Below are 16,862 nucleotides of genomic sequence, written 5' to 3' on the forward strand. Positions count from 1 at the left end.
GCCGCCGTGGGTGTCAAGGAGGTGGTGCGCGGTCGTGCGGGACCGGTGGGGGTGGGGGGACGGTGACCGTTCCGGGGCGCGTGCGTCCAACACGCGCCCCGGACACGGCCGCCATGGACCCCGCTCGGGTCCACGGCTGCCGACCGGGAGCCGTCCCTCCCGGCCGGAGATCACATGCCGTATCGACGCTGTGGAGTTGGTGATACGGGGTGCGCCGTACCCGGTGTGCCCGGGGGCCTACTGGGCGGCGATCCGGGCCAGGCGCTGGGCCTGCTCCCGCGTGGAGCGGGCGATCGCGTCCTCGTCGGCGGTGAGCAGCCGGCCGTTCTCCACGATCTGCCGGCCGTTCACGAACGACGCGGTGACCGGGGCCGCCGCGCCGAAGACCAGTGCGGTCACCGGGTCGGCGATGGAGGCGTGGGCGAGCGTGTCCAGCTTCCACAGCACCAGGTCGGCGAGCTTGCCCGGCTCGAGCGAGCCGATCTCGGCGGCCCGGCCGAGGACCTGGGCGCCGCCGAAGGTGCCGAGGCGCAGCGCCTGGCGGGCGTTCAGGGCGGCCTCGCGGTGGGCGCCGAGGCGGTTGATGAGCAGGGCGTTGCGCAGCTCGGTGTGCAGTTCGCCGGACTCGTTGGACGCGGTGCCGTCGACGCCGAGGCCGACCGGGACGCCGGCCGCGAGCATGTCGGGGACGCGGGCGATGCCGGCGGCGAGGCGGGCGTTGGAGGACGGGCAGTGGGCGACACCGGTCTTCGTGCGGGCGAAGGCGGCGATGTCGGAGTCGTTCATGTGGACGCAGTGCGCCATCCACACGTCCTCGCCGAGCCAGCCCGTGGACTCGAAGTAGTCGGTCGGGCCCATGCCGAACAGCTCGTGGCAGAACTTCTCCTCCTCCACGGTCTCCGAGCCGTGGGTGTGCATGCGCACACCGAGGCGGCGGGCCAGCTCGGCGCCCTGCTTGAGGAGTTCGGTGGAGATGGAGAACGGGGAGCAGGGGGCGACGGCGACCTGGGTCATCGCGTCGAAGGAGGCGTCGTGGTGCTGCTTGACGGTCTCCTCGGTCCCGGCGAGCGCGCCTTCGAGGGTCTCGACGGCGAAGTCCGGCGGCAGCCCGCCGTCCTTCTCGCTGCGGTCCATGGAGCCGCGGGCCAGGGTGAAGCGCACACCCATGTCGCGGGCGGCGCCGATGATGGCGCCGGACAGGTCGCCGGAGCCCTGCGGGTAGACGTAGTGGTGGTCCATGGCGGTGGTGACACCGCCGCGGGCCATCATCGCCAGGGAGCCCTGCGCGGCCGAGCGGACCATCGGCTCGTCGATGCGCGCCCAGGTCGGGTAGAGCGCGACGAGCCAGTTGAAGAGGTTGTGGTCGGTGGCCAGGCCCCGGGTGATCCACTGGTAGAAGTGGTGGTGGGTGTTGATCAGGCCGGGGGTCACGAGATGGCCGGTGGCGTCGATGCGGCGTACGACGTTCTCCAGGCCCTCGGGGGCCCGGCCCGCGCCGAGCGACTCGATGCGGTTGTCCGCGACGACGATGTGGCCGGTGGCGTACTCGGTGTCGTTCGCGTCCACTGTCGCGATCGAACAGTTCTCGATGACGATGCGCTGGGCTGCTGCCATGATTCGTCCTTTGCGCTGTTGTGGAGAGGGCACGGCAGGACCCTGGGGGATTTGAGTGCCGCGGCCGGATCGGGGAGGACCTCACCGGCCGCGGGTGCCGATAGGGGGAGTTACTACAGGTTGGTGAGGTCCACCGGGATCTTCGGCTCGCAGCCGTCCCGCAGGATGGTGGCCTCGATCAGGCCGTACGGCCGGTCGGCCGCGTAGTACACCTCGTTGTCGTTCTTCAGCCCGAACGGCTCCAGGTCCACCAGGAAGTGGTGCTTGTTCGGGAGCGAGAAGCGGACCTCGTCGATCTCGCTGCGGTTGTTGATGATCCGTGAACCCATCTGGTACAGGGTCTGCTGGAGCGAGAGGGAGTAGGTCTCGGCGAAGGCCTGGAGCATGTGCTTCCTGGTCTGCTCGTAGGACTTCTCCCAGTTGGGCATCCGCTGCTCGTCGTCGGTCCAGTTGAACCGCCAGCGGGCGGAGACCTGGGTGGCCAGGATGCGGTCGTAGGCCTCCTGGAGCGTCGTGTACTTGTCCTTGACGTAGCCCCAGAACTCGGAGTTGGTCGAGTTCATCACGACGAGGTCCTTGAGGCCGGAGACGACCTCCCACTTCTCACCGTCGTAGGTGATCTGCGTCAGCCGGGTCTCCTGGCCCTTGCGGACGAAGGAGTGCTTGACCTCGTCGGAGCCGATGAACCGGGAGTTGGCGTCGGACGCCTCGATCCGCTCCCAGGCGTACTCCTCGATGCGGATCCGGGCGATCTGGATGGGCTCCTGGCTGGTCACGAAGTGCCGGGCCAGGTGGATGCCGAACTGCTCGGCCGACTCGATGCCGTGCTCCTTGGCGAACGCGAACACCGTGTTCTTGGTGGTGTCGGTCGGCAGGACGTTGGCGTTGGAGCCGGAGTAGTGGACCTCGTCCATGTCGCCGGACAGGGCGACCGAGACGTTCAGGTCCTTGATGTGGTGGGTGGCGCCGTCCCGCGTGATCTTTACGACTCGGTTCTCGGCCTTGCCGTACTGGTTCTGTCCCAGGATCGTGGGCATGTCTGCTAGCTCCCTCGGTAAACGGAGTAGCCGAACGGGTTGAGCAGCAGCGGTACGTGGTAATGCTCCCCGGCCGTCACGGCGAAGGTGATGGCCACCTCGGGGAAGAACACGGCACCGCTGTCCCGATTCGCGGGGGCGTCCTGCTGCGCATCGGCTTGCTTGTTCTCGAAATACGGCTCCACCGCGAAGTCGAGCCGTACGTGTGTGGTGCCCTCCGGCAGCGCCGGGAGGTCCTTGCACCGCCCGTCCGCGTCGGTCGCGGAGCCGCCGAGCGCCTGCCACTGCGCGTCGCGCCCGGAACGGGCGGCGAGCTGGATGGCGACGCCCTCGGCGGGGCGGCCGACGGAGGTGTCCAGGATGTGCGTGGACACCGAGGCGGTGGTGCTGGTGCTCATGCTGCTCTCAGTCCTCTTCGACGATGCGGGCGAGCCGAATACGGTTGATCTTGCCCAGCTCGGTGCGGACGATCTCCCGCTCCTGCTCCGGCGAGTTGCCGATCCGCTCCTTGACCGCGTCGCGCATCTGCTCGCCGGTCCGGCCGGTGGCGCAGATCAGGAAGACATGGCCGAACCGGTCCTGGTAGGCCAGGTTGAGTTCGAGCATCTCCGCCTTGAGCTCCTCGGAGGCGCCGGCCATGCCGCGCTGCTCCCGCGCCGAGGTCGGGTCGCCCGGCTTGGGGCGGCCGATCGGCGGGTGTCCGGCCATGGCCTCCGCGAGGTCCTCGGCGGTCAGCTCGGCCATGGCGGCGTCACTGGCGGCGTAGAGGGCGTCGGTGGTGGCGTAGGGGCGGGCGGCGAGCAGCCGGCGCGCCCATGCCGTGGAGGCGCACGCCTCGTGGAGCGCGGCGTGGGCCGCGTGCTCCTCCAGGGCGTTGAACCGGGCCAGGCCCGGGGGCGTGGAATTCGACGTCACGGGAGCCTCCGTGGCCGCGAAGGGCCTTCGTACTGAACGGGCGTGCCGATATGTAACGCCCTACGACGACGAGACGTCAACACTTTGTTGAAAATTCGCGGGACCGAAACGGAGCGGGCCGCATCAGGAAACAGAGTGGGCCGCTTCAGGCACCCTTCTCACGGTTCAGGTAGTTGTAGACCGTGAAGCGGCTCACGCCGAGCGCGCTCGCGACGGTCTCGACGCCGTGCCGCACGGAGAAGGCGCCGCGCGCCTCCAGTATCCGTACGACCTCCTGCTTGTCCTTGCGGTCCAGGTCGGCCAGCGGCTTGCCCTTGCGGCGCTCCATGGCCGCGAGGATGTGGTCGAGGGAGTCGGCGAGCTGCGGCAGGCGCACGGCGACGACGTCGGCGCCCTCCCAGGAGAGCACGACGTCCTCGGGCCCGGCCTCGTCCGGCGGGAGTATCTCGCCACCCATGGCGTCGACCAGTGGCTTCACGGCCGCGATGAAGGGCTCGTCCCCGGTGCCGGTCACTCCTCGCCCTCCCCGACCACGTTGACCTGGAGGGAGATCCGGGTGGCGCCGGCCTCCAGGCTCCTGCGCAGCAGGGCGTCCACGGCGGTGAGCACGGCGTCGCCGCCACCCTCCGCCGTGTTGCCGAACGGGCCGACGTCCACCGCGTCCAGCTCGGCCGCCTCGATGACCTGGCGGGCGACCAGCGCGTGCGCGGGTGCCTCGTCGAGGTCGAAGGGCTCGGTCGTGAACTCCACTCTCAATCGCACGCGCTCAACCTAACGCGCCCGCGATCGTTCGGGCAGCCCCTTCACCACCCGCATGACCTGCCTTGACAGGCCCCGAGAAGCGGCGGCATGCTTCCGCCCAGCAGAATATGAATTCCGCTGGACGGAAGAATGAGGGACGGTCGCCGGTTCCGGTTCAGCAGATCCTCGGCAGCTGCTCCCCCAGTGGCAGGTCGACCACGCGCGTACCGCCCAGCCCGGTGCGGGCCACGACCATGCCGGGGTGCGACTCGACGGCCTCGCCGATCACAGCCGAGTCCGCGCCCAGGGGGTGGGCCCGCATCGCGTCCAGTACGGCGTCGGCGTGCTCGCGCGGCACGAAGGCCACCAGCTTGCCCTCGTTGGCGATGTACATCGGGTCCAGGCCGAGGATCGCGCAGGCGTTCGCCACGGCGGGCGGGACGGGGACGTCGCGTTCCCGGATCACCACCCCCGCGCCGGAGGCCGCCGCGATCTCGTTGAGGGAGGCCGCGAGGCCACCCCGGGTGGGGTCGCGCAGCACGTGCAGATCCGGGGTCACGGCGAGCATGGCCTCGACCAGGCCGCCGAGCGCGGCGCAGTCGCTCTCGATCTCCACGCCGAACTCCAGGCCCTCCCGGACGCTCATCACCGCCACCCCGTGGACGCCGATCGCGCCGCTGACGATCACGACGTCGCCGGGGACGACCCGCTGCGGCCGCAGGTCGACGCCCGCCGGGACCAGCCCGATGCCGGCCGTGTTGAGGTAGATCCCGTCGCCGTGCCCGGCCTCCACCACCTTGGTGTCACCGGTCGCCACCTCCACGCCCGCGGTGCGCGCGGCGGCGCCCAGCGCCTCGGCGACCCGGGTGACCGTCTCCAGCTCCACGCCCTCTTCGAGGATGAAGCCGCAGGAGAGATAGGCGGCCCTGGCCCCGCTCATGGCGAGGTCGTTGACCGTGCCGTTGACCGCCAGGTCGCCGATGCTGCCGCCGGGGAAGAACAGCGGGCGTACGACGTAGGAGTCCGTGGAGAAGGCCAGCCGGGCCCCGCCGAGGGAGACGACCGCGGAGTCACCCATCTGCGCGAGCACCTCGCCGCCGAAGGCGGGCGCGAAGATCTGCTGGACCAGCTCGGCGGAGAGGGCACCGCCCCCTCCGTGGCCCATGACGACCCGGGGCCGGTCCCGCAGCGGGGCCGGACAGGTCCACGCGGTCACATCGAGGTCAGACAACGGGGCTCGCCTCCCGGGCGGTGGCGGCGGGCACGTCCAGCCGCCGGTACAGGTAGTACGCCGCGCAGGCGCCCTCGCTGGAGACCATCGTGGCGCCCAGCGGGGTACGGGGCGTGCACAGGGTCCCGAAGGCAGCGCACTCGTGCGGCTTGAGCAGGCCCTGCAGGACCTCTCCGCTGCGGCACTCGGCGGGCTCCTCGGTCCGGATCCCCTCGACCGAGAAGCGGTGCTCGGCGTCGTGGTCGCGGTACTTCGGCGACAGCCGCCAGCCGCTGTCGGGAATCACCCCGATGCCCCGCCAGGCACGGTCGGTGACCTCGAAGACGTCCTCCAGCATGGCCCGCGCGGCCGGGTTGCCCTCGGGCCGTACGGCGCGCGCGTAGGCGTTGTCGACGGTGTACTCGCCGCGCTCCAGCTGCCCGACGGTGCGGCGTACGCCTTCGAGGATGTCCAGCGGCTCGAAGCCGGTCACCACGATCGGCACCCGGAAGCGCTCCGCCAGCCCCGGGTACTCCCCCATGCCCATCACGCTGCACACGTGCCCGGCCGCCAGGAAGCCCTGCACCCGGCAGCTCGGCGACGACATGATCGCCTCGATGGCGGGAGGGACGCGGACATGGGACACGAGCATGCTGAAGTTCCTCACGCCGTGTCTGCGAGCCTGGTGGACCGTCATGGCGTTGGGCGGCGCGGTCGTCTCGAAGCCGATGCCGAAGAACACGACCTCGCGGTCCGGGTTCTGCCGGGCGATCCGCAGGGCGTCGAGCGGCGAGTACACGACCCGCACGTCGCCGCCCTCGCCGCGCACCTGGAACAGGTCCCGGCCGGTGCCGGGCACGCGCAGCATGTCGCCGAAGGAGCAGAAGATCACGTCGGGGCGGGAGGCGATCTCCAGCGCCTTGTCGATGACCTCCAGCGGCGTCACACAGACCGGACAGCCCGGCCCGTGGATCAGCTCGACCTCGTCGGGCAGGAGCTGGTCGAGACCGTGCCGGATGATGCTGTGCGTCTGCCCGCCGCACACCTCCATCAGCGCCCACGGCCTGGTCACCGTGGCCGCGATCTCGTCGAGCAGCCGGCGGGCCAGCTCCGGGTCCTGGAACTCCTCGATGTACTTCACTGGTTGCCCACCTCTTCCACCGGGGCCACGCCCGCCTCCGCCGCCGCCATCTCCCAGGCGTCGCCGAACTCCTCCTGGAGCATGCCGAGTTCGGCGAACAGCTCCAGGGTCTGCTTCGCCGACTCCTCGTCCAGCCGCTGCAGGGCGAAGCCGACGTGGACGATGGCGTACTCGCCGACCTGGAGGTCCGGCAGATACTCCAGGCACACCTCCTTGACCACGCCGCCGAAGTCGACGGCGGCCATCCGGGTGCCGTCGCGTTCCTCGATCTCCAGCACTCTGCCGGGTACCGCCAGGCACATGGGCCTCTCCTCGCTGTGGTTCGCGGGTCGTTCGTGGGTCGCGGGTCCTCAGTCGCCGGTGCTCGTGCGGGCGGCCACCATCAGCTGGCCCAGCGCGAGGCCGCCGTCGTTCGGTGGCACCAGGCGGTGCCGCAGCACCGTGAAACCGTCGTGGCGCAGGGCGGTCGCGCAGGCCGCGGACAGCAGCGTGTTGGCGAACACGCCGCCCGTCAGGGCCACCGTGTCCAGGCCGTGCCGCTGCCGCGCCCGACGGCACAGGGCGTGCACGAGTCCCGCCACACCGCGGTGGAAGCGGGCGGCGACCGTCGCCGCCGTGTGGCCCTCCCGAAGGTCGCGGACGATCGCCGCGACGACGGGCGCGGAGTCGGCCCGGACCGGCTCGCCGTCGCCGAGCGCGAAGGCATACGCGGTGGTGTCGTCGGCGGGCGCCTCCAGCGCGGCGGCCTCCAGCTCGACCGCCGCCTGGGCCTCGTAGCCGGCACGGTGGCAGACACCGGCGAGCGAGGACACGGCGTCGAAGAGCCGGCCCATGCTGGAGGTCGGCACACAGTTCAGGTCGCGCTCCAACTGCCGCTGGAGCAGGCGCCGTTCGTCGGGCGGGCAGGCCGCGGTGCAGGCGAGGTCGGCGGACCAGTCGAGGCCGGCCGCACGCAGCTGGGCCAGCGCCATGCGGTACGGCCTGCGCACCGCCGCGTCGCCGCCGGGCAGGGGGACGTACGCCAGGTGTCCGAAGCGCGTGAAGCCGGCGTAGTCCGCGAGCAGGAACTCCCCGCCCCACACCGCGCCGTCGTCGCCGTGGCCGGTGCCGTCGAAGGCGACGCCGATCACCGGCCGGCTGCCGTCCAGCCCGTGCTCGGCCATCGCGGCGGCGATGTGGGCGTGATGGTGCTGGACGCGTACGACGGTCCGGCCCGCCGCGTTCCGGTCGGCCCAGCGGGTGGAGCGGTAGCCGGGATGCCGGTCGCAGGCCAGCCTCCGCGGCCGTACTCCGGTGATGGACTCCAGCTGGTCCACGGCGTGTTCGAAGGCGCCCTGCGTCGCGAGGTCGTCCATGTCGCCGATGTGCGCCGACAGCCAAGCCTGCCGTCCCTCGCCGAGGCAGAAGGCGTTCTTCAGGTCGCCGCCGGTGGCGAGGGCCGGGCTGATCGGCAGCGGCAGGGTGAGCGGCAGCGGGGTGTGGCCGCGGGAACGCCGGAGCACCAGCGGCGCGGAGTCGCAGAGTCGGACCACGGAGTCGTCGCACGGCACATGGATCGGCCGGTCGTGCGTCAGCCAGGCGTCGGCCAGGTGCGCGAGGCGTTCCAGGGCCTCGGCGTCGTCGGTGACGATCGGCTCGCCCGAGACGTTGCCGCTGGTCATGACCAGCAGCCGGGGGCCGTCCGGGTCGCCGGGCAGACCGAGCAGGAGATGGTGCACGGGGGTGTACGGCAGCATCACCCCGAGGTCGGGACTGCCGGGCGCGACGGACTCGGCGGGTCGCGCCGCCCCCTCGGCGTACGACGGGTCCGGGCGGCGCCGCAGCAGCACGACCGGCCGGGCCGGGCCTTCGAGCAGCGTCCGCTCCTCGGGGCCCAGCCGGACGAGGTGCTCGACGTCGGCCGCGCTTCGCGCCATGACGGCGAAGGGCTTGTCGCCCCGGGCCTTGCGGCGCCGCAGCAGCGAAACGGCGTCGGCGTTCGTGGCGTCACAGGCCAGGTGGTACCCGCCGAGCCCCTTCACGGCGAGGATCGCACCCCGCGCGAGCAGGGCCCGGGCCTCGGCGACCGGGTCCGTACCGACGGTGCCGACCACATCCGGATCCACGCAGGCGGCGCCCTCGACAACGGGGTCCGCGTAGCCGGCGCCCTCGGCCACCGGGTCCACGTAGGCGGCGCCTTCGACAACGGGGTCCGCGTAGGCGGCGCCCTCGGCCACCGGGTCCACGTAGGCGGCGCCCTCGGCAACGGGGTCCGCGCCGACCGTGCTCCCGGCAACCGGCTCCACCGGGACCGTGCCCGCACCCACCGGCTCCAAGCCGACCGCCCCGGCAACCCGGTCCCCACCGACCGTGCCCCCGGCGGCAACCCGGTCCACCCCGGCGGTGCCCCCGCCCCCCGGGATGATCAGGCGCAGCCGGGGCCCGCAGGACGGGCAGGCCACCGGTTGCGCGTGGAAGCGCCGGTCGGCCGGATCGCGGTACTCGCGGGCGCAGTCGGCGCACATCGGGAAGCCGGCCATCGTGGTGTTCGCGCGGTCGTACGGGACGCCGGTGACGATCGTGAAGCGGGGCCCGCAGTGGGTGCAGTTGACGAACGGGTGGCGATACCGCCGGTCGGCCGGATCCGCCAGTTCGGCGAGGCAGTCGGCGCAGGTGGCGGTGTCCGGGGAGACCAGGGTGCGGGCCGGACCGCCGGTGCGGGAGGCGAGGATGGTGAACGCCTCTCCCCCGGCGGCGGGCAACTCCTGGTGGTCGACGGACTCCACCCGCGCCAGCGGCGGCGCCTGGACCGCCAGCCGGTCGCAGAAGCGGGCCACGGCCGCGACACTGCCCTCGACCTCAGCGACGACGCCCTCGGGCGTGTTGGTCACATGTCCGACCAGGGCGAGTTCGGTGGCGAGGCCGTAGACGTACGGCCGGAAGCCCACTCCCTGCACCACGCCCCGGACGACCACGCGCCGCCGGTGCGGCGGGTCCTGGGCGACGGCGGCCGGACGCGGCGGAGCGCTCACGAGCGGGTCGGGGCCGCGGCGGTGGCGTCCGCCGCGGCCGTGTGAACGTGGGTGTGGTCGTGGCCTTGGCCGTGCGAGTGGCCGCGGCCCTGCGACTGGTCGGGGTCGTCGCCGTGCGAGCGGCCGTGGCCGTGCGACTGGCCGTGCGAGTGGCCGGCGCCGTGCGAGTGGCCGTGGCCCCGGCCCGTTTCCGGGCGGCCGGCCATGACCGGCGTGTGCGGGGGCGCGCCCTCCGCCGCGGCGAGCGCCCGGTCGAGCAGCGTGCCGACGCCCCGGTCCCGGCGGGCCGAGGTCAGGACCACCTCCACGCCCGGGTTGACGCGCTCCACGTTCGCGCGGAACGCGCCCTCGTCGAACTCCACGGCCTCGGCGATGTCGGTCTTGGTGACCACGACGAGATGGGCGAGGCCGAAGGCGGTGGGGTACTTGAGCGGCTTGTCCTCGCCCTCGGTCACGGAGGCGAGGACGACCCTGAGGGTCTCCCCCAGGTCGTAGGAGGCGGGGCAGACCAGGTTGCCGACGTTCTCCACGAACAGCAGCCTTGTGCCGTCGGGCAGCCATCCGTCGAGGTGCCCGGCGAGCATCGCCGCCTCCAGATGGCACAGCCCGTCGGTGAGGACCTGCTTCACCGGGACACCGGATCGCGCGAGGCGCTCGGCGTCGTTCTCGGTGGCGAGGTCGGCGGTGAGCGCCGCGACGGCGACGGACCGCTCCCTGGCCAGCAGCAGTTCGCGTTCCAGCAGCGCGGTCTTGCCGCTGCCGGGGCTCGACAGCAGGTTGACGACGGTGGTGCCGCGGGACTCCAGGTGCATGCGCAGCAGGTGGGCGCTCGCGTCGTTCTTCGCGAGCACGGCCTGTTGCAGGTCGACGACACGGCACATGGTTCAGCACTCCTCGGGGATCGGTTCGCGGGCGTCCGCGTGCGGCGGCCCGCCGTCCTCCCACCGCACCTCGGCGATCTGGAGTTCGCGGCCCGCGAGCAGCTCGGCCTCGGCGCCGCCGCACTCGGGGCAAGTCAGCCGGGGCGGCATGCCGACGGCCCACTCGTGCGCGCAGGGCGTGCAGCGGGCGCGGCCGGGCACCGGTTCGGTGACCAGTTCGGCGCCCTCCAGCAAGGTCCCCGCGCAGGCGAGTTCGAAGCAGAAGGTGAGGGAGTCGGGAACGACGCCCGCCAGTTCGCCCACCCGCAGCCGCACCGCGCGCACCGCGGTGACGTCCCGGTGCTGCGCGGCGGCCGTTTCCACCTGGTCGATCACGGCCAGCGCGACGGACATCTCGTGCATGGGTCCTCGTCCTCCAGGGGCCGGCCTTCATTAGAGGCGAGCACCCGGGGCCCGGGGGCCAGGCACGCCGTGGCCGGAGCGCCGGGTACGCCGTTCGACGCAAGGCGGCGCACCCGGCGGCCGCGGCGTCACATCCGGCGGATCCGGAGGTAGCGCCGGAGGTCGGGCAGCACCTGGGTGGCGACGGCGGCCGCGGCGGCCAGCGCGGCGCCTGCGGCCCCGGCGGCGAGGATCTTCTTCATCCCGTCTCTCCTCCTGTGGAAGCTTCGGCGGTCGGGGCCCGTACGGGGGCCGGCGTCCCGCCTTCCAGCAACTCTTCGATCAGGCGCACGGCCTGGGGTACGGCCTCGGACACCTGCGGGCTGAGACCGATACCCTCGTCGGTGGAGGCCGGTTCGCAGCCGACGACCAGGACGCGCCCCGGTGGCTGTCCGCCGGTGCCGGCGCACAGCGTGTCCAGCAGCGCGAGCACGGTGTCGGGCGTCATGCGGTGCCCGTCGATCGCGGGGACGGCGTCGCCGGCGACCGGGCGTCCGTCATGCTCGATGACGTACAGCGTGCCGGGGGCCTCGCCGCGTTCGGTGGCGTCGACGAGGACGAGGGTGTCGTAGCCGTCCAGGAGCTGGTAGGCGAGGTGTACCCCGCGCACTCCGACGTCCACGACCTCGACGTGGTCCGGCAGCTCGCGTGCGGTGAGCCGGCGTGCGGTCTCCACGCCGAAGCCGTCGTCGCCGAGGAAGATGTTGCCGATGCCGGCCACCAGCGTGCGCGTCATGGGGCGTCCTCCGCCACGGCCACCTCGTCCGGCTGGAAGTACAGGTAGCGGCCCTGTTCGCGGCGGATGTCGGCGCCCGGGTCGCCGTCGACCGTCACCGCGAGGTGCACCGCGCCGTCGACGTCGTGCAGCACCGCCTCGACGGTCGCGGTGCGGCCGTGCAGGAACAGGTCCTGGGCGTCGGTGTGCCGCAGCCCGGGGCGCAGTTCGACGCGGCTGCCCTTGCCGACGGACCGGCCGTCGACCATGACCCGGTCCTGCTCGGGGTCGAAGCCGGCGTCGCTGGCCGGGTCCCACCAGGGGGTCTCGGGCCGGGCGACGCCGAACTCGTCGGGGAATCCCTCGGGCTCGCCGGTGATCTCGCGCAGGCCGCGCACCGCGCCGTGCAGGCGTTCCAGTACCTCGGCCGGCATGGAGTCCGCGAGGTCGATGACGGCGGCGGCCCGTTCGTCGGTGCCGCGGGCCTCGCGTTTCTCCGCGTCGGTGAGGGCCGCGGTGCGCAGGGCGAGGATCTCGTCGATCTCGGTGGCGTCGTAGAGGGCGCCCAGGCTCTCGGGGGCGATGGCCGGGTGGTCCTCCAGGATGATCGGGGAGGACAGCACGAGGTCGGCGCGGCCGGGTTCGCCGGCGAGCACGGGCCAGGTGTGCAGATTGCGGCAGGCGGCGACCGCGCTCCTGGCCCACTCGGGGGGATCGGTCAGCGACAGGAACGATCCGGCGCTCAGGGCCATGAGGAGGTGCGTGGCCACGAGGGAGTGCGGCAGCGCCGCGTCCCGGTCGGCGGCGTGGCCCTCCGGTGGTGTCCAGGGGGTGGTGTTCTCCACGACGGCGGTCAGCCGTGACACCCGGTAGGGGCCGTCGAGTTCGCTCGTGGACAGCCGCACCACCCCGGTGATCTCGGCGCTGCGCCGGATCAGCCGCCCCACGGTCCGGCCCGTCGCGTCCAGGACGGGCTCGGTGTCCTCGACGGCGGGCTTCAGGAAGGGGAACTCGATCCCGTCTCCGGCCAGTTGCGCGACCGGTGCGACGAGCTCCACCCGCTCCTCGGCCCCTTCGTCCCAGGGCACCAGCACCCGGTCGTCGAGGTGGAGTTCGGGTACGGTCTCGAAGCCGCCGTCGGGCAGGGCGCGCTGCACGGTGCGGCGCCGGGCGTGCAGGAAGCGGACCTCGACCGCGAGGACCGCGTCCGCTCTCGGCTCGATCAGGCACTCGGTGTGCTGGAAGTCGTGCTCCTCGCACTCGGCGCCCCAGGCGGGCGGGACCAGGACGCCGAACTGCCAGCGCAGCCGGTTCTTGGCCGCGGAGGCGCGGTACGGGTAGAGCACATAGCCCTCGAAGAGCACGGCGTCGGCCACCTGCCGGGCGAGGGCGAGGCGCTCCTCGGTCTCGGGGGCGAACGCGGGGGCGGTCACGGCCGGTTCCTTCCGGTGGTGCCGGTGAGCGTGCGCAGCGGGTCGTGCGACGGCTGGTCGGCGGTGGCGAGCAGCGCCTTCAGCGTCGCCTCCCAGGAGGGCAGCGCGTGCCGGGAGCGGTAGGCGAGGAGGGCGTCCATGGTGTCGCCGGGCAGCCGGATCCAGCCGCAGCCGGGGAAGTGCTGCTCGACCATCTCCCGCCAGGTGGCGACCGGCATCCGGAAGGGCGCCTCCCGGTCCCACGGGACGGGTTCGACCCGGAAGCCCCCGGTGCCGGTGAACGCCGTGCCGGAGAACAGCATCAGCAGCGGGACCTCGCCGTCGGTGAGGGCGTTCAGGTACCGGGTCGCGGCGATGTCCATGTCGTAGGTGCAGGGCACGACGAGGTCGGCCTCGGTCTCGCCGGTGAACGCGGAGACCAGCAGCGGGACCTGCGCGAACTGCACCGGCTGGAGGGTGCTGCCCCAGCGGGCGCGCTCGCCGAACAGGTCGGTGAGCCCGTCGGCCTCGTCGGGCGCGTAGCCGCGGCGGGCGGGCTCGATACGGATCTGGCAGCGCAGCGCGATGGCGTGCACGGGGGTGTCGCCGGAGGCGGTGACCCGCAGCCGGAAGACGAGGGTGGGGCCGGCGGCGAACCGGTCGGCCCGCACACCGAGGCAGGTGAAGGAGAACTCGGTCACGACGGCTCCGCCTCATCCGGGGACTGCGGTTCGGCGACGCCCCCGAGGGGCGCGGGCAACTGCGCGGTCTGCCACGACGGCGCGGCGGACGAACCACCGCCCGAGGCGGCGGCTTCGGCCCGTCGCCGTACGTCCGCGAAGCAGGCGTCCAGCGCGGCCCGTGCCTCCGCGCCGCCGTCGAAGCCCTGCCACAACAGGCGCATCCGGCCGACGAGTTCGTAGCAGACGTCGATCGGGACGAGGTGGCACTCGAAGGAGTCGCCGTCGCGGCGCAGCAGGAGCGCCTCCACGTCCGGTTCGAGGAGGGCGGCGAGCCGGCTGCCGCCGAGGACCTCCTCGAAGGCGGCCGGTTCGAGTTCGCTCTCGGTCGCGCCGGCCGGGCTGGGGTAGAGGGCGACCAGCCGGTCCAGCGCGGCGTTGCGGAAGAGGAAGACGACGCCGACCGGGATCCGCAGCGCCTCCCACGCCCGTTCGTCGAGGTGGTGCTCCTGGTCGGTGAGATAGCGGGCCGGGACCGCGCGGAAGCGGCCCGCGGCGGCGCCGGGTTGCTGCATGAGCAGCGCGCAGGCGGTGCAGGCGCAGACGAGGGCGCGTTGTTCGGTGTCGACCAGGTGGCGGTGGTCCCCGGGCACCTCGACCGCGCACAGCTCGCAGTGCTCGGGCTGCGGCGGACGTGGGGCCAGGAACCTCCGCAGGCCGACCGTGGCCGCGGTCACCGGGTCTTCGTCCCGATCTGCAGGAGGGCGGGTGCCGGCTCCACCTCGACGACCGTGACCTCCGGCGCGAAGCAGGCGAGCGCCGCCTCGGCGGCCTCCCTTGCGCCGGCGCCGGAGCCACAGCCGCAGCCGCCGCTCGCGGCCGCCCGCAGCCGCAGGGTGCCGGTCTCCTCGTCGAAGCCCGCCACCTCCAGGTCGTGCTGCCGCACGCTGTCCAGGGCGCGCCCGATGCGGGTGTCCCGGTCCTCGGGGTGCAGGTCGTGCAGGACCAGCAGGCTCGCGACGAGTTCGTCGCCGAGGAGCCGCGCGAGCGGCTCGCCGGGCACGGCCGACAGCAGGTGCAGGACACGGGCCAGTCCGTTGCCGTAGAACTCCATGAGGCAGCGGACGAGTTCCTCGGCCGCGGCGACGTTGGCAGGCTCGCCGGTCGCGCTCAGCCGGTCGAGGATCTCCTCGATGCGGCGGCCGGTCTCCTCCGCGCCCGCCGGCCGCGCCGTCGTCGTCGCGCTCATCCGCCCAGCCCGCTCAGGCCGGTGGGCACGTGCAGGCTCTTCACGGTCTTGCCGCCGCCGACGTACATGTGGACGCCGCAGGGCAGACAGGGGTCGAAGCTGCGCACGGCGCGCATGATGTCGATGCCCTTGAAGTTCTCCGGGGAGTTCTCCTCGAAGATCGGGGTGTTCTGCACGGCGTCCTCGTACGGGCCCGGGGTGCCGTAGCTGTCGCGGACGCTGGCGTTCCACGGGGTGGGCGGGTACGGGTGGTAGTTGGCGATCTTGCCGTCGCGGATCACCATGTGGTGGGAGAGGACGCCGCGGACGGCCTCGGTGAAGCCGCAGCCGATGGCCTGGTCCGGGACCTCGAACTTCTCCCAGGTCTGGGTGCGTCCGGCGCGGACCTCCTCCAGGCCCTTCTCGGCGCAGTGCAGGGCGACGGCGGCGGCGTACGCCTGGAAGTAGGTGCGCGCGCGGTTGCGTTCCAGCGCGTTGGACCACTGCGGGATCTTCCACTCGAAGGTGGTCTCCGGCTTGGTCATGGTGCGCGGCAGGTTGATGACCACGCTGTGTCCGGTGGCCTTGACGTACCCGATGTCGACGAGTCCGGACAGGGCCGTGGACCACAGGCGGGCGATGGGGCCGCCGCCGGTGTCCAGGGCGAGGTGGTCCTTGCCGTCGAACCAGCGCGGGGACATCACCCAGCTGTACTTGTCGTCGAAGTCGCGCTTCTGCGGGGCGGGGATGGTGTGCTGGTTCCACGGGTGGCGGGGGTCGACCGGGTTGCCGAGCGGGTCGTGGGTGACGAACTGCTCCTGGCCCTGCCAGTCCTCGTAGTAGGAGCTGCCCAGCAGGATGCGGATGCCGAGGTTGATCTCGGTGAGGTCGTTGGTGACCAGCTTGCCGTCCACGACGACACCCGGGGTGACGAACATCCGCCGGCCCCAGTCGGTCATGTTGGCGTAGGTGAAGTCGCAGTACTCGGGGTCGTTGAGGGCGCCCCAGCAGCCGAGCAGGACGCGGCGGCGGCCGACCTCCTCGTAGCCGGGGAGGGCCTCGTAGAAGAAGTCGAACAGGTCGTCGTGCAGGGGGACGACCCGCTTCATGAACTCCACGTACCGCATCAGGCGGCTCATGTAGTCGGTGAACAGCTGCACGGAGGCGACCGTGCCGACGCCGCCCGGGTAGAGCGTGGAGGGGTGCACATGGCGCCCCTCCATCAGGCAGAACATCTCCCGGGTGTAGCGGCTGACTTGCAGCGCCTCGCGGTAGAACTCGCCCTCCAGCGGGTTCAGCGAGCGCATGATGTCGGCGATGGTGCGGTAGCCGTGCTCCGCGGCGTGCGGGGCCTCGGTGCGCTCGGCGAGTTCGAGGACGCCGGGGTTGGTCTCGCGGACCATCTTCTCGCAGTAGTCGACCCCGACCAGGTTCTCCTGGAAGATGTTGTGGTCGAACATGTACTCCGCGGACTCGCCGAGGTTGATGATCCACTCACCGAGGTGCGGGGGCTTCACGCCGTACGCCATGTTCTGCGCGTACACCGAGCAGGTGGCGTGGTTGTCGCCGCAGATGCCGCAGATGCGGCTGGTGATGAAGTGGGCGTCGCGGGGGTCCTTGCCGCGCATGAAGACGCTGTAGCCGCGGAAGACGGACGAGGTGCTGTAGCACTCGGCGACCCGCTTCTGCTTGAAGTCGATCTTCGTGTGGATGCCCAGGCTGCCCACGATCCGGGTGATGGGATCCCAGGACATCTCCACCAGGCCGCTGCCGTCGCCGGCCGCCTTCGTCTTCGCTGCCATCGTCGTTTGCCGTGCCCTTCGTTGCGCGGGAGGT

General features: G+C 72.3%; 19 protein-coding genes. All 19 read right to left on the minus strand.

What is annotated here, in order from left to right:
* Positions 1-237: 237 nt before the first annotated feature.
* The 19 genes from ACGFW6_RS32060 to ACGFW6_RS32150 all read right to left on the minus strand — a co-directional run bounded on the left by ACGFW6_RS32060 (position 238) and on the right by ACGFW6_RS32150 (position 16,828).
* Positions 238-1,614, minus strand: coding sequence for an 8-oxoguanine deaminase (locus ACGFW6_RS32060; protein ID WP_393517710.1), 1,377 nt, complete (start codon positions 1,612-1,614; stop codon positions 238-240).
* A gap of 113 nt (positions 1,615-1,727) precedes the next feature.
* Entirely contained in the window at positions 1,728-2,651 is a 924-nt protein-coding gene (gene pucL, locus ACGFW6_RS32065; RefSeq protein WP_393517713.1) for a factor-independent urate hydroxylase, read from the minus strand.
* Positions 2,652-2,656: 5 nt separating this feature from the next.
* Positions 2,657-3,049: a hydroxyisourate hydrolase gene (uraH, locus tag ACGFW6_RS32070; protein WP_393517716.1), complete on the minus strand. Its 393-nt coding sequence runs from the start codon at positions 3,047-3,049 to the stop codon at positions 2,657-2,659.
* A 7-nt stretch (positions 3,050-3,056) separates the two neighbouring features.
* Positions 3,057-3,566: a 2-oxo-4-hydroxy-4-carboxy-5-ureidoimidazoline decarboxylase gene (gene uraD / locus ACGFW6_RS32075; RefSeq protein ID WP_393517719.1), complete on the minus strand. Its 510-nt coding sequence runs from the start codon at positions 3,564-3,566 to the stop codon at positions 3,057-3,059.
* A 145-nt stretch (positions 3,567-3,711) separates the two neighbouring features.
* On the minus strand, positions 3,712-4,080 hold the full coding sequence (locus tag ACGFW6_RS32080; RefSeq protein WP_393517722.1) for a helix-turn-helix domain-containing protein: 369 nt from the start codon (positions 4,078-4,080) through the stop codon (positions 3,712-3,714).
* Positions 4,077-4,328 carry a hypothetical protein gene (locus ACGFW6_RS32085; RefSeq protein WP_393517725.1) on the minus strand — a complete coding sequence of 84 codons (252 nt, stop codon included), beginning with the start codon at positions 4,326-4,328 and terminating at the stop codon, positions 4,077-4,079. Before ACGFW6_RS32085 ends, ACGFW6_RS32080 begins: the two co-directional genes overlap by 4 nt.
* Before the next feature lie 154 nt (positions 4,329-4,482).
* The gene (gene hypE / locus ACGFW6_RS32090; RefSeq protein WP_393517728.1) at positions 4,483-5,538 is read right to left on the minus strand and encodes a hydrogenase expression/formation protein HypE; all 1,056 of its coding nucleotides are present in this window, start codon (positions 5,536-5,538) and stop codon (positions 4,483-4,485) included.
* Positions 5,531-6,658: a hydrogenase formation protein HypD gene (hypD, locus tag ACGFW6_RS32095; RefSeq protein ID WP_393517731.1), complete on the minus strand. Its 1,128-nt coding sequence runs from the start codon at positions 6,656-6,658 to the stop codon at positions 5,531-5,533. The genes hypE and hypD overlap by 8 nt, the downstream gene beginning before the upstream one ends.
* The gene (locus tag ACGFW6_RS32100; protein ID WP_393517734.1) at positions 6,655-6,960 is read right to left on the minus strand and encodes a HypC/HybG/HupF family hydrogenase formation chaperone; all 306 of its coding nucleotides are present in this window, start codon (positions 6,958-6,960) and stop codon (positions 6,655-6,657) included. Before ACGFW6_RS32100 ends, hypD begins: the two co-directional genes overlap by 4 nt.
* A gap of 48 nt (positions 6,961-7,008) precedes the next feature.
* On the minus strand, positions 7,009-9,669 hold the full coding sequence (hypF, locus tag ACGFW6_RS32105; RefSeq protein ID WP_393517737.1) for a carbamoyltransferase HypF: 2,661 nt from the start codon (positions 9,667-9,669) through the stop codon (positions 7,009-7,011).
* On the minus strand, positions 9,666-10,550 hold the full coding sequence (hypB, locus tag ACGFW6_RS32110; RefSeq protein ID WP_393517740.1) for a hydrogenase nickel incorporation protein HypB: 885 nt from the start codon (positions 10,548-10,550) through the stop codon (positions 9,666-9,668). The genes hypF and hypB overlap by 4 nt, the downstream gene beginning before the upstream one ends.
* Positions 10,551-10,553: 3 nt before the next feature.
* Complete coding sequence (hypA, locus tag ACGFW6_RS32115) at positions 10,554-10,952, minus strand: hydrogenase maturation nickel metallochaperone HypA (RefSeq protein WP_393517743.1); 399 nt, start codon at positions 10,950-10,952, stop codon at positions 10,554-10,556.
* A gap of 128 nt (positions 10,953-11,080) precedes the next feature.
* Positions 11,081-11,194 (minus strand): DUF6893 family small protein, encoded by a 114-nt coding sequence (locus tag ACGFW6_RS32120; RefSeq protein WP_373309792.1) that lies wholly within the window; start codon positions 11,192-11,194, stop codon positions 11,081-11,083.
* Complete coding sequence (locus tag ACGFW6_RS32125; protein ID WP_393517746.1) at positions 11,191-11,727, minus strand: hydrogenase maturation protease; 537 nt, start codon at positions 11,725-11,727, stop codon at positions 11,191-11,193. The genes ACGFW6_RS32120 and ACGFW6_RS32125 overlap by 4 nt, the downstream gene beginning before the upstream one ends.
* Positions 11,724-13,139 carry a hypothetical protein gene (locus tag ACGFW6_RS32130; RefSeq protein ID WP_393517749.1) on the minus strand — a complete coding sequence of 472 codons (1,416 nt, stop codon included), beginning with the start codon at positions 13,137-13,139 and terminating at the stop codon, positions 11,724-11,726. Before ACGFW6_RS32130 ends, ACGFW6_RS32125 begins: the two co-directional genes overlap by 4 nt.
* On the minus strand, positions 13,136-13,819 hold the full coding sequence (locus ACGFW6_RS32135) for a DUF6084 family protein (RefSeq protein ID WP_393517752.1): 684 nt from the start codon (positions 13,817-13,819) through the stop codon (positions 13,136-13,138). The genes ACGFW6_RS32130 and ACGFW6_RS32135 overlap by 4 nt, the downstream gene beginning before the upstream one ends.
* The gene (locus tag ACGFW6_RS32140) at positions 13,816-14,535 is read right to left on the minus strand and encodes a DUF5947 family protein (protein WP_393517755.1); all 720 of its coding nucleotides are present in this window, start codon (positions 14,533-14,535) and stop codon (positions 13,816-13,818) included. Before ACGFW6_RS32140 ends, ACGFW6_RS32135 begins: the two co-directional genes overlap by 4 nt.
* The gene (locus tag ACGFW6_RS32145; protein ID WP_393517758.1) at positions 14,532-15,047 is read right to left on the minus strand and encodes a hypothetical protein; all 516 of its coding nucleotides are present in this window, start codon (positions 15,045-15,047) and stop codon (positions 14,532-14,534) included. Before ACGFW6_RS32145 ends, ACGFW6_RS32140 begins: the two co-directional genes overlap by 4 nt.
* Positions 15,044-16,828 carry a nickel-dependent hydrogenase large subunit gene (locus tag ACGFW6_RS32150; protein ID WP_393517760.1) on the minus strand — a complete coding sequence of 595 codons (1,785 nt, stop codon included), beginning with the start codon at positions 16,826-16,828 and terminating at the stop codon, positions 15,044-15,046. Before ACGFW6_RS32150 ends, ACGFW6_RS32145 begins: the two co-directional genes overlap by 4 nt.
* Positions 16,829-16,862: the final 34 nt, after the last annotated feature.

This window comes from Streptomyces sp. Y7 (assembly GCF_043195415.1).
Taxonomy (GTDB): Bacteria; Actinomycetota; Actinomycetes; order Streptomycetales; family Streptomycetaceae; genus Streptomyces.